General features: G+C 72.8%; 10 protein-coding genes. 6 read left to right on the top strand and 4 right to left on the bottom strand.

Translation table 11 applies throughout. The features are described from left to right. Positions 1-10: 10 nt before the first annotated feature. The gene (locus ACH495_RS28150; RefSeq protein ID WP_396860730.1) at positions 11-1,186 is read right to left on the bottom strand and encodes an MFS transporter; all 1,176 of its coding nucleotides are present in this window, start codon (positions 1,184-1,186) and stop codon (positions 11-13) included. A gap of 172 nt (positions 1,187-1,358) precedes the next feature. Here ACH495_RS28150 and ACH495_RS28145 point away from each other — a divergent pair, with 172 nt between their 5' ends. Genes ACH495_RS28145 through ACH495_RS28125 form a run of 5 tightly spaced genes read left to right on the top strand, consistent with a single transcriptional unit; the run spans position 1,359 to position 7,271 of the window. Continuing rightward, on the top strand, positions 1,359-2,960 hold the full coding sequence (locus tag ACH495_RS28145) for an ABC transporter substrate-binding protein (protein ID WP_396860729.1): 1,602 nt from the start codon (positions 1,359-1,361) through the stop codon (positions 2,958-2,960). Between the two features lie 13 nt (positions 2,961-2,973). Then, positions 2,974-3,903 (top strand): ABC transporter permease, encoded by a 930-nt coding sequence (locus ACH495_RS28140; protein ID WP_396860728.1) that lies wholly within the window; start codon positions 2,974-2,976, stop codon positions 3,901-3,903. Next, positions 3,900-4,814: an ABC transporter permease gene (locus ACH495_RS28135; RefSeq protein WP_396860727.1), complete on the top strand. Its 915-nt coding sequence runs from the start codon at positions 3,900-3,902 to the stop codon at positions 4,812-4,814. Before ACH495_RS28140 ends, ACH495_RS28135 begins: the two co-directional genes overlap by 4 nt. Beyond that, on the top strand, positions 4,801-6,708 hold the full coding sequence (locus ACH495_RS28130; protein ID WP_396860726.1) for a dipeptide ABC transporter ATP-binding protein: 1,908 nt from the start codon (positions 4,801-4,803) through the stop codon (positions 6,706-6,708). Before ACH495_RS28135 ends, ACH495_RS28130 begins: the two co-directional genes overlap by 14 nt. Next, positions 6,678-7,271: a cysteine hydrolase family protein gene (locus tag ACH495_RS28125; RefSeq protein ID WP_396860725.1), complete on the top strand. Its 594-nt coding sequence runs from the start codon at positions 6,678-6,680 to the stop codon at positions 7,269-7,271. The genes ACH495_RS28130 and ACH495_RS28125 overlap by 31 nt, the downstream gene beginning before the upstream one ends. A gap of 31 nt (positions 7,272-7,302) precedes the next feature. Here ACH495_RS28125 and ACH495_RS28120 read toward each other — a convergent pair whose 3' ends face one another. The 3 genes from ACH495_RS28120 to ACH495_RS28110 are packed head-to-tail and all read right to left on the bottom strand — an operon-like array spanning position 7,303 to position 10,935. Continuing rightward, the gene (locus ACH495_RS28120) at positions 7,303-8,295 is read right to left on the bottom strand and encodes a D-2-hydroxyacid dehydrogenase (protein WP_396860724.1); all 993 of its coding nucleotides are present in this window, start codon (positions 8,293-8,295) and stop codon (positions 7,303-7,305) included. Then, entirely contained in the window at positions 8,292-9,212 is a 921-nt protein-coding gene (locus ACH495_RS28115; RefSeq protein WP_396860723.1) for an isocitrate lyase/PEP mutase family protein, read from the bottom strand. The genes ACH495_RS28120 and ACH495_RS28115 overlap by 4 nt, the downstream gene beginning before the upstream one ends. A gap of 4 nt (positions 9,213-9,216) precedes the next feature. Further along, positions 9,217-10,935, bottom strand: coding sequence for a thiamine pyrophosphate-binding protein (locus ACH495_RS28110; RefSeq protein ID WP_396860722.1), 1,719 nt, complete (start codon positions 10,933-10,935; stop codon positions 9,217-9,219). A 97-nt stretch (positions 10,936-11,032) separates the two neighbouring features. Between ACH495_RS28110 and ACH495_RS28105 the strand changes: the two genes are divergently transcribed. Then, positions 11,033-12,073, top strand: coding sequence for an amidohydrolase family protein (locus tag ACH495_RS28105; protein WP_396860721.1), 1,041 nt, complete (start codon positions 11,033-11,035; stop codon positions 12,071-12,073). The last annotated feature ends 92 nt before the right edge of the window (positions 12,074-12,165 follow it).

The raw sequence follows: 12,165 nt of genomic DNA, 5'->3' as shown, positions 1-12,165 counted from the left end.
GGGGCGTGCGTCACCGACGCCGGCCGGCCGCGGTGAGGGCGACCAGCGCGACCGCGGCGGCGGCGCCGCCGACGGAGAACGCGGCCATCGGGCCGACCACGCCGACCAGCAGCGCGCCCAGGGCGGGCCCGGTGGACTGGCCGAGCCGGGAGGACGCCGACCACGCGCCGATGAGCATGCCCCGGCCCTCGACCGGCTGCCGGGAGACGGCGTGCACGGAGGCGTTGTACGCGCAGCCCACCCCGACGCCGAGGAGCACCACGGCGACCGCCACCACCCACACGGCCGGGGCGGCGGCGGTGAGCAGCAGGGAAACCGCGCACAACCCGAGCCCGATCCGGGCGACGTGCCGGTCGGCGGTCCGGCCGGCGAGCAGGGCCAGGGCCGCCGAGGCGGCGAGACTGCCCACGTTGCCGAGTCCGACGAGCAGACCCCGGGCCGCCAGGGGCACCTCGAAGACCCGGTCCAGGGCCAGCGGCAGCATCGCCGCGGTGGCCGCGGTCATCAGGCCGATGACGACGGTGGTCAGGGTCAACGCGCCGACCACGGTGCGCAGCTCGCCGGCACGCCGCAGGTCGGCCAGGAGCCGGGCGGAGCGGTGGTCCCGGGTCGCCCGCCGGCCGGGGCCGAGCCCGAGCACCCGGACGGTCCCGGGCACCAGCAGCGCGCCCAGCGCGTAGAGCCAGAACGCGGCGCGTGGGTCGCCCAGGCTCGCCACCGCGCCACCGGCCATCGGTCCGACGGTGGAGGCGGTGGTCAGCACGAAGGTGTTGACCGCGAGGCCGCGCTGCCGGGCCGCGCCGGTCAGGGTCTCGCCGATCACGGTCGGGGGGATGGTGAGCAGGCCGGCGAAGCCGATCCCCTGGACCGCCCGGAGCGCGACGGCCGTGCCGAACGAGTCGACGAGCGCGCAGGCGGTGCCGGCGACGGAGAACAGCAGCAGGCAGCCGAGCGCCACCCGACCGCGGCCGAGCCGGTCGGAGAGGCCGCCCAGCGCCACGGTCAGCACGATGCCGGGCACCGCGATCACGCCTTGGAGGAGCCCGACGGCGGCCTCCGAGACCTGGTACGCGGCGGCGAGTTCCGCCATCGCCGGGGCGAGCGTTCCGTAGCCGGTGGCGCCGACCGCGGACAGGGCGGTGACGGTCAGGATCCCGCCGGTACCGAGCGGTAGGGAAGGCGCCACAGGCGGTCCATTCAGCGGAACGATGTTTCGCTGAACGTACCGTAAACCCGAGGATGGGTCCATAACGGCACGTCAGGCCGTTGACACTGCGGAGAACCCAGACCTAGTGTGTAGAAACGCTGTTCCGCTAAGCGGATCGAATGTGCGAATCGCATGGGAGAGGGGTGCCGGGATGAGTCCGAAGACGGGAGTTCTCGGCCGGTTCAGAGCCCTGAAGGTTTCTGCTCTGGTCGGGGTGGTGGCCCTCCTGGCCACGGCCTGTAGTTCGTCCAACGGGGACAGTGCGGCGGAGGCGGACTCCTCCCCGGGAGCAGCCGGGGCGGACATCGTGGTCGGGGTCGGGGTGATCAACCCCGACCTGGACGCATTCTCCGCCACGTCCCCGCCGCGTTCCTTCTACGCCTACCCGGTCTGGTCCCTGCTGACCCGGGTCGACACCCTCGGCGAGGGTGCCAAGGTGGTCCCCGGCGTCGCCGAGTCGTGGACCCGAGTCAACGATCTGACCTGGCAGTTCGTCCTCCGCAAGGACCTGAAGTTCGCCAACGGCGAGCCGGTCGACGCCGCCGCCGTCGTCTACTCCACCAAGTTCATGCTCGACCCGAAGAACGAGGCGAGCATCCGCGGCAAGCTCGGCATCATCAAGCAGGTCGAAGCGGTCGACGCCAACACCGTCCGGTTCACCATGAGCGCGCCGGAGGCGATCCTGCCCCGACTGCTCGGCGCGATGCCGATCGTCCCGCCCAAGGAGCACGCACGGGTGGGCGCCAAGGCGTTCAACGCCAAGCCCATCGGCACCGGCGCGTTCATGGTCGAGAAGTTCGTCCCCGGCAAGGAACTCGTGCTGGTGCCGAACCCCAACTCCGGACAGGGCAAGGCGCTGCCGGCCTCGATCACCTTCAAGGCGATCCCGGAGGACGCGGCCCGGGTGGCCGCCCTGCGCGCCGGTGACGTCGACATCATCACCAAGGTCCCGATCGACGGGATCAAGCCGCTGGAGTCCGGCGCCTTCACGGTCTACGACGCGGTCGAGCCCCGCACGTACGTGGTGGACCTGTTCACCGACTCCGGGCCGCTGACCGACGTGCGGGTCCGGCGGGCCATCGCCCAGTCCCTCGACCTGGACGCGCTGGTCCAGGGCGTGATGGGCGGCAAGGGTCAGGTCGGCCAGGGCCAGTTGGCGCCGAGCTTCATGTCCGGCTACTGCAAGGACGTCACCCGGTACCCGTACGACCTGGCCGCGGCCAACAAACTGATGGCCGAGGCCGGCGTCTCCGGGCTCAAGCTGAAGTTCCAGACCTCGCAGGGGTTCATCCTCAACGACACGCTGCTGGCCCAGGCGATCGGCGAGATGGTCAACAAGCTGGACGCGGTCGAGTCGGTCGAGATCGCCCCGATGGAGTTCTCCAACTACCTCGACGTGTACTACAACCGCACCGAACGGGCCGACTTCTTCGCCTGGGGCATGAGCAGCTCACCCTTCGTGGACGCCTCCGTGCAGCTCGAGCGCCTGGTCACCGGCTACCCCCAGCACAACATCGGCTACTCCAACCCGAAGTACGACGAGTGGTTCGGCAAGCTGCGCTCGGCCGAGGAGGGCACCCCGGAGCGGCAGCAGGCGTTCTGCGAGTTGTCGAAGATCTACAAGGAGGACGTCCCGTCGGTGGCGGTGATGACCATGCCGGACGTCTGGGCCAGCTCCGACAAGATCCGGGGATTCAAGGTGGACCAGGCGGGCAACCCGGCCTGGGAGCTGATCACCAAGGTGACGGGCTAGACGGGGTCCGACCGTGACGAAGCTTCTGCGACAGCGGCTCCTGCAGCTGGTCCTGGTCATCCTCGGACTGTCCAGCCTGGTGTTCTTCCTGGTCCGTATCTCCGGCGACCCGGCTTCGGCCATCGCCGGTGCGGACGCGGACCCGGAGACCCTGGCGGCCATCCGGAGCAACCTCGGGCTGAACGAACCGGTGCTCGTCCAGTACGTGCGGTTCCTCGGCGACCTGCTGGTGCTCGACTTCGGCGACTCGTACCAGTACCGCAGCGACGCGATGGCGTTGGTGCTGGACCGGTTTCCGGCGTCGGCGCTGCTGACCATCCTCGCGATGCTCATCGCGGTCGGACTCGGCGTACCGGCCGGGGTGCTCGGTGCCGTGCACCGGGACGGGCTCCTCGGCCGGGCCGTCAACGGCCTCGCCATCCTCGGGCAGAGCGTGCCGAACTTCGTGCTCGGTCTGGTGCTCATCATGATCTTCGCAGTCAGCCTGGGCTGGCTGCCGAGCTTCGGCGGGGAGGGGGTGATGAGCCTGATCCTGCCGGCCGTCACCCTCGCCGCCTTCATCTGCGCCCGGCAGATGCGGCTGGTGCAGGCGTACACCCTGGAGGAACTCGGCAAGGGGTACGTGCGGACGGCGAACTCGCTCGGCTACCGCCCCCGGCGGATCCGCTACCGGCACATCCTGCGCAACGTCAGCGTGCCCATGCTCTCCCTCGTCGGGCTGGAGCTCGGCCAGTTCATCGCCGGTTCGGTGGTGGTCGAGTCGGTGTTCTCCTGGCCCGGCCTGGGCCGGTTGATGGTCGAGTCGGTCACCGCCCGCGACTACCCGGTGCTCCAGGCGGGCGTGTTCGTCATCGGCGTGCTCGTGGTGCTGATCAACTTCATCGTCGACCTGCTCTACCAGGTGGTCGACCCCCGACTCAAGGCGCAGTTGGTGACCCGATGAGCACAGTGCTGACCGTTCCCGAGCCCGGCGGGGCCGAACCCGTCGCCGAGGTCGTCCCCGCGCCCCGCCGGCGCCGCCGACGCCTCCTGCCGAGACACTTCGGCGCCCGGATCGCGCTCGGCTTCCTGATCGTCGGCGTCCTGGCCGCCATCTTCGCCCCGGCCGTCGCGCCGTACGACCCCAACGACCAGTCCCTGCTCAACCGGCTCGCCGCGCCGTCGCTGTTCGGCGGCGAGGGCGCACACCTGCTCGGCACCGACGAACTCGGCCGGGACCTGCTCAGCCGCGCCATCTACGGAGGCCGGGTCAGCTTCACCGTCGGTTTCGTCGCGGCCACCTTCGCCGGCCTGCTCGGCACCGTGCTCGGCGTCGTCGCCGGCTACTACCGGGGCATCGTGGAGTCGGTGATCATGCGGACGGTCGACATCCTCACCGCGTTCCCGTTCCTCATCGTCGCCCTTGCCGTGGTCGCCGTCTTCGGCGCCAAACTGTCGGTGCTGATCATCGTGCTGGTGCTCTGGGAATGGGTGCCGTTCACCCGGCTCGCCCACGCCAAGACGCTGAACGTGGTCTCCACCGACTACTTCCGGGCAGCCGTGGCCATCGGCCGTCGGGGTGCCGGCATCCTCGCCCGGCACGTGTTGCCCAACATCGCCGGTCCGCTCATCGTCGTCTGGACGTTCGTGGTGGCCCGGTCCATCGTCATCGAGAGTTCGCTCAGCTTCCTCGGGCTCGGGGTGCCGCCGCCCACCGCCACCTGGGGCGGGATGCTGAGCGCCAGCCGTGGCTACCTCGACACCGCCTGGTGGATCCCGCTGGTCCCCGGCGTGGCCATCACCCTGGTCGTGCTGAGTGTCAACGTCGTCGGTGACTGGCTGAGTGAGAGGTGGGATCCGCATGGCCGGCGCTGACGCCGTACCGCTGCTCGAGGTCGAGGGGCTGGACGTCACCTTCGACACCCCCCGGGGGCCGGTGCACGCCGTCCGGGGAGCCACCTGGTCGGTGCGGCAGGGCGAGACCCTTGTGGTGCTCGGCGAGTCCGGCTCCGGCAAGAGCGTCTCGCTGCACGCCGTCGCCGGGCTGCTGCCGGCCAACGGCCACACCGCCGGCCGGGTCCGCTTCCAGGGCCGTGACGTGCTCGGGCTGCGCGGCGCGCGGCTGCGCCGGTTCTGCGCCGAGAACTACGGCATGGTGTTCCAGGACCCGATGAGTTCGCTGGACCCCAGCTTCACCGTCGGCGACCAGATCGCCGAGATCCTGCGGGTGCACCGGGGCGCGTCGGCGAAGGACGCCTGGGAGCGGGCGGTCGAGCTGCTGGGCGTGGTCCGGATCGACGACCCGGGCCGCCGGGCGAAGCAGTACCCGCACGAACTCTCCGGCGGCATGCGCCAGCGCGTCATGATCGCCATGGCGATCGCCCTGGACCCGCCGCTCTTCCTCGCCGACGAGCCGACCACCGCGCTGGACACCAGCGTCCGGGGCGCGGTGCTGGAGACCATGATCGAGCTGCGGGACCGCCTGTCGATGGGGGTCGTCCTGATCACCCACGACATCGGCGTGGCGGCGGCCGTCGCCGACCGGGTCGCCGTCATGTACGCCGGCCGGGTCGTCGAGTACGGCACCGCGGAGCAGGTGCTGCACCAACCCGGTCACCCGTACACCGCCGCGCTGCTCGGGTCGCTGCCCCGGTTGCGGCGGCTCCGGTCCACACTGACCGCCATTCCCGGCGCGCCACCGAACGCGGCCCGGCTGCCGGCCGGCTGCTCCTTCCATCCCCGGTGCCGGTTCGCCACCGACCGCTGCGCCGAGGAACTGCCGGTCCTGCAACCGAGCGGCGCCGGCCAGGTCGCGGCCTGCCACTGGACCGGCCGGCTGACCGCCGACGGCGACCTCGGCTACTGGCGCGAGGGCGGCGAACCGCTCGTCGACGCCCGGCCCGGCGACGCGGAACAACCGTTCGTGGTGGTCGAGAAACTGGTCAAGGAGTACCCGCTCGGTTCCGGCCGTAAGGCCCGGGTGCTGCGGGCGGTGGACGACGTCTCCTTCACCATCCCGAAGGGCACCACGCTCGGCCTGGTCGGGGAGTCCGGGTCCGGCAAGTCCACCACCGCCATGATCATGTCCGGGCTGCTCGCCCCCACCTCCGGACGGGTGGTCATCGGCGGCGTCGACATCGCCCGGCTCTCCGGCAAGGCCATGCGGGACGTCCGCCGTGACCTCCAGGTGGTCTTCCAGGACCCGTACTCCTCGATGGACCCCCGGATGACCGTCGGGCAGATCGTCGACGAGCCGCTGCTGGTGCACAAACGCGGGTCGAAGGCCCAGCGACGGGACCGGGTCACCGAACTGCTCGACCTGGTCGGGCTGGACGGCGACTACGCCGGACGCTTCCCGCACCAGCTCTCCGGCGGGCAGGCCCAGCGGGTCGCCATCGCCCGCGCGCTCGCGCTGGAACCCGCGCTGATGGTGCTGGACGAGCCGGTCGCCGCGCTGGACCTGTCCATCCAGGCGCAGATCCTCAACCTGCTGCGCGACCTGCAGGCCCGGCTCGGCCTGACCTACCTGTTCATCGGGCACGACCTGGCGGCGGTGGCGTACATCTCCGACCGGGTGGCGGTCATGTCCACCGGGAAGATCGTCGAACTGGACCGGGTCGACGCGATCTACCAGCGGCCGGCGGCGGCGTACACCCGGCAACTCCTCGACGCGGTGCTCGACCCCGAGGCCGACCTCGGCCGATACCGGGACCGCCCGACGACCCGGAGGGAGGAGCCGTGCGTCCCCTCGGCCCCGGCGACGCCCTGATCGTCATCGACGTCCAACGCAAGTACGTCACGGGTCCGCTGGCCGTCCCGGACGCCGCCGGGCTGGTGGACCGGATCACCCGGTTCGCCGACGCGGCCCGCGCCCGGGACGTACCGCTGGTCTGGGTGACCCGCGAGCTGCGCCCCGGCGTGTCGATGGGCGCCGCCACCACCGCCGGGTACGGTGCGGCGGTCGACGAGCTGTTCCGGAGCCCGGCCGCCGACCTGCATCCCGGCCTCGGCGCCCGCGACGACGAGATCCGGGTGGTCAAGCCCCGCCAGTCGGCGTTCTACGGCACCGACCTGGAGGTGGTGCTGCGCACGCTCGGCGCGGACCGGGTGGTGCTCACCGGCGTGACGACAAACATCTGTGTCCAGGCCACGGCCCAGGACGCCCGCGCCCGCGACCTCGACGTGCTGGTGGTCGCCGACCTGACCGCCGCGCTGCCGGTCACCGCCGCCGGCTTCGAACTGCCGGCGGCGCAGGTGCAGCGGGCCACGCTGGCCACCCTCGCGCACGCCGTCGGCACCGTCCGCGCCGCCGCCGCCGTCCTGTCCGCCTGAACCCGCCCGGCGCGGGCAGGGTGCGGAGATCTCAATAGCCCCGGCTGCGGTCGAACTCACCGAGCAGGGGTTCGCCGGCGTGCCAGCGACGCAGGTTCGCGCAGAACTGGTCGACCACCCGTTCGGCCCGGCGCGGCGACCCGCCGGCGATGTGCGGGGTGACCACCACGTTGGGCAGTCGCCACAGCGGGTCGTCGGCGGCGAGCGGCTCCCGGGCCACCACGTCCAGCCCGGCCCCGCCGAGCCGTCCGTCGGTGAGCGCGGCGCGCAGCGCCGACTCGTCGACCAGGTCGCCCCGGCTGACGTTGACCAGTATCGCGCCGGGTCTCATCGCGGCGATCCGGGTGGCGTTGAGCAGGTGGCGGGTGGCCGGGGTGAGCGGCGCGGTGAGCACCACCACGTCGGCGGTGGGCAGCACCTCGTCCAGCCGGTCCGGGGTGACCAGCAGGTCCACGTCGGGGCCGGGCGCGACGGATTCCGGCTCGACCGCGACGATCCGCGCGAACTCGAAGCCCCGGGCCCGCCGGGCCACCGCCCGGCCGGCCCCGCCGAGGCCGACCACCAGCATGGTCCGGTCGGTGAACTCCCACTGGGCGGCCCGCACCGCGATCCGGTACGCGTCGGTCCAGTCGGGCGCGCGCAGCACCGTCGCCACGCCCCGGGTGAGCGCGAGCAGCAGCGCGAACGCGTGCTCGGCCAGGTGCGCGCCGACGATCCCGCCCTTGGCGGAGACCAGGCGGACGTCCCGGCCGGCGAGGTGGGCGGCGATCCGGTCCACGCCGGCGCCGACCGACTGCACCCAGCGCAGGTTCGGCGCGGCGTCGAGGGCCTCGGGCCGGATGTCACCGAAGAGGACGGCCGCGCCGGGGGCGTGCCGCAGCACGGTGGCGGGGTCCCGGGCGACCACCACCGGGTCGGGTGCGGCGGCGGCACGGATCGCGTCGACCTGTGCCTCGGTCAGCGGGGCGATCAGCGCGTGCGCGGCGGCCAGGACGGTGCGGCCGGTGTCGCCCGGCCCGGTCACGTGTCGCCCCGCCCGGCGTCGGCGCTGCCCGGCCGGGGCGGGACCCCGCCGGCGCCCAGGTAGCGGTCGCGGAGCCGGGTGACCTCGTCGTAGCCGATGAGCCGGGTGAACTCGCGCAGCGGTACGCCCCGGGCGGCGACCACGCCGGGTTCCGGGCCGAGCAGGTCGGTGTACGCCGCAGTGAGGGCGCGGGCGGTGGCGAGCAGGCCCTGGAGACCGTAGATGACCACGGCGATGCCGAGTTCCCGGGCGATGGCGGGGGTGAGTTCCCGTTCCAGCCAACTGCCGGGGGCGACCGCGGCGGCCAGTGGTCGACCGCAGGCGTCCCGGGTGGCGGCCCACGCCTCGAACGGGAACGTCTCGTCGTGGCGCATCGGGAAGACCACGTCCGCCCCGGCCGCCGCGTACGCCTCGGCCCGCCGCAGCACCTCGTCGACGGTGTCGGCGTTGGTCCGGGCGACCACGGCGGCCCGGTCCCGGGCGTCGACGCACGCGCGGACCTTCGCCGCCGCCTCGGCCCGGGGCACCAGACTCACCCCGGCCTGTTCGCTCAGCGGCCCCGGCTTGGGGGAGATCTGGTCCTCCAGCATCAGCGCCGCCGCGCCGGCCTGCTCGAAGTCCCGGGCGGCGTGGTACGCGTTGACCGCGTTGCCCCAGCCGGTGTCCAGGTCGGCGATGACCGGCAGGCCGCCGGCCCGGGCGGCGACGCCGACCGCGCGGGTCATGTCGGCGCGGGTGTAGAGGTCGGCGTCGGGCAGGCCGAGCGAGGCGGCCACGGCGAAACCGGAGACGAAGAGGCAGCGGAAACCGGCCGCGGCGGCCAGTGTGGCGCTGAGCCCGTCCCAGACGCCGGCGGCGTACACGGGCGGTTCGGCGGCGAGGACGTCGGCGAAGCCGACCGGGGCGTGCACCGGCATCGGATCACACCTCCGGCAGGTCGACGACCACGTCGACCAGGACGGGACGACCTTCGCGGACGCCCTTGACCGCCTCGGTGAGGGTGGACGCCAGGGCGTCGCGGTCGGTCACGGTGAACGCCTCGACGCCCTGCGCGCGGGCCATCCCGGCGTGGTCGACGTCCGGCCCGGTCAGGTCCATGCCGTGCCGGGCCCGGTCCAGGTCGCCGCCGCGTGTCTGCACCACCCGACGTTGGTGCAGCCAGTCCGCGCCGTAGCTGCGGTTGTCGACCACCACGACCAGCAGCGGGAGCCGGTGGTGGGCGGCGGTCCAGAGCGCCTGCGGGGTGTAGAGCAGGTCGCCGTCGGGTTGCAGGTCGACCACCACGGTGTCGTCGTCGCGGTGGTGCAGCGCCGCGCCGATCGAACCGCCGATGCCGAAGCCGAGGCCCCCGGCGCCGGAGCCGCCCAGGTGGCAGTTGTAGTCGACCAGGTCCCAGGTGCGCCGGGGCCAGCCCCGGAACATGGTGAAGCCGATCTGCCAGGGACCGTCGCGTACCGCGTCGTAGGTGGCGGCGGCGAGGACGCCCTCGGTGATCCCGCCGTTCGGCGACTCGGGCGGCGGACCCTCGGCGGCGCGCAGCGCGGCGGTGTGGCCGGTCAGCCACTCGCGTCGGGCGGCGACGGCGCCGGCCCGGCGGGCGACCCGCTCGGCGACCAGGTCGGCGAGGACGGGCAGGGCGACGGCGGTGTCGGCGACCAGGTACTCGTCGGCCCGGATCGGCGGTTCCAGGTCGAGGAAGCCGTTGTGTTTCAGGTCGTTGAGGGTGATCACGGCGAGTTTCGTGCCGGGTCGGGTGAGCATCCGGTAGCCACGCCGGTCGTTGTCCACCTGGGACGTCGCCCAGCGGACGTCCCGGCAGTCCAGCGCCAGGACGAGGTCGGCGTCGGCGAGCCGGCCGGCCCGGTCGGCGGTGCAGTCGGCCCAGTGTCCGGTGGGGAAGTTGTGCCGGCTGCCGAGGTCCACCACGGGTACGGCGAGGGTCTCGGCGAGCCGGCGCAGCGCGTCGAAGCCGGCCCGGCTCCGGCCGACGAAGTCGGCGAGGACGACCGGGGACTCGGCGGCGACGAGCAGGTCGGCGACGGCCTCGAGACGGTCCAGCGGGGCGGTCGGCGGGGCGAGCGGCGCCGGCCCCCAGTCGCCGAGGTCGACAGCGGGTGCGGGGGACTCCTGCATCAGCGCGTCGAGGGCCACGTAGGTGGGGCCGGGCGGTTGGGCCACGGCGAGCTGGTGGGCGCGGAGCATCAGGTCGGGCAGGGCGGCGACGGACGTGGGTTCGGTGTCCCACTTGACCACGTCCCGGACGGCCTGGCCCTGCTGGTTCGCGGTGTGCACCCAGTCGATCCACGGGCGGCGGCGGGCCTGGTCGGCCGGGCCGGAGCCGCCGAGCAGGAGCACCGGCGCGTGGTCGGCGTACGCGTTGAAGGTGGCCATCACGGCCTGCTGGAGGCCGACCAGGTTGTGCACGGCGGCGGCCATCACCTCGCCGGACGCCTTGGCGTAGCCGTGGGCGATGGCCACGGCGACGCCCTCGTGCAGCGCCGAGATCACCTCGGGGCTGCCGCTGGTGGTGAGGGAGTCGTGCAGGCCCCGGAACGAGGCGCCGGGGTTGGCTGCCACGTACCGGATGCCGAGGCGCTGGAGCAGCGCCACCATCACGTCGCTTCCGTATGTCAGATCCATGTGTCACGTCCTGAGTCGGTCGGCCTGTCCCGCCCCCGTCGGCTGCGCTACTTTATGAAACACCGTTTCATCAACCGGAACAAGAGGGGTGCGCATCATGCATCGACCTGGTCAGGCCGTGGATCTGCACAGTCACTGGTGGCCCCGGGAGTTCGCGTCGGCCGTCCGGGCCGGCCGACGCTGGCACGCCTGGGACGCCGACCTCACCGCCGCCACCCCCCGGATCGTGGCCGGGGACCGGGACGCCCCGGCCCCGGTCGACCTCTACTCCACCGACCTGGCCGCCCGCCGGGAACGCCGGGCCGCCGAGGGCATCGTCCGCGAGGCGGCGATGGTCCCGGTCTTCCTCTGGGGGTACGAGCTCCCGGCCGCCGAGGCCGAGGCGTACTGCCGGGACGTCAACGCGGACCTGGCCGACGCGCAGGCCGCCTCCGACGGCACCTTCACCGGCCTCGGACTGCTGCCGCTCCAGGACCACGACGCGTCACTGCGGGTGCTCGACCACGCCGTCAAGGACCTCGGCCTGTACGCGTTCAGCATCGGCACCAACGTCGAGGACGCCAACCTGGACGACCCGAAAGTGGTGGGCATCCTCGACCAGGTGCTCGCGGCCGGGGCGGCGATCGTCATCCACGCCAACTGGTACACCCGGGCCGGGCGCGAGCGCACCTGCCGGCACATGTTCGACAACTCGGTGGGCGTGCCCCTCGAGTCCGGGCTGGCGTTGGCGTCGCTGATCTACTCGGGCCTGCTGGACCGGCACCCGGACGCCCGGATCTGCTGCTCGCACGGGGGCGGCTGGCTGCCGTACGGCATCGGCCGGCTCAACCTGCGGTATCTGCAGGGACGGGACAGTGGTCTGCTGGCCGAGGCGCCGGACCGGTACCTGCGCCGATTCCACTACGACTGCCTGGTGCACGACGAGCGCGCCCTGCAACTGCTTGTCGAGCGGGTCGGCCCGGACCGGGTGGTGATCGGCACCGACCATCCGTACGGCGGGGACATCCCCGAGGTGGGAGCGGTGCGCTGGATCGCCGACCAGCCGTTCCTGACCAGTCGGGAGAAGGACATGGTGGTCCGGGAGAACGCCACCCTCTTCCTCGACGGAGCCCGGCGGGCGGCCGGCGGCGCCGGCTGACGTCCCGTCGCGTCCAACGGCGGATTCGCTGGTCACGGCGTCCGTCCGGCCCTTGACACAGTTCGACGGACGCGCCTACGTTTTGTGGAACA

The sequence above is a fragment of the Micromonospora sp. NPDC018662 genome, from assembly GCF_044391475.1.
In the GTDB taxonomy this organism is placed as follows: Bacteria; Actinomycetota; Actinomycetes; order Mycobacteriales; family Micromonosporaceae; genus Micromonospora.
This window is presented reverse-complemented; position numbering and strand designations above follow the sequence as displayed.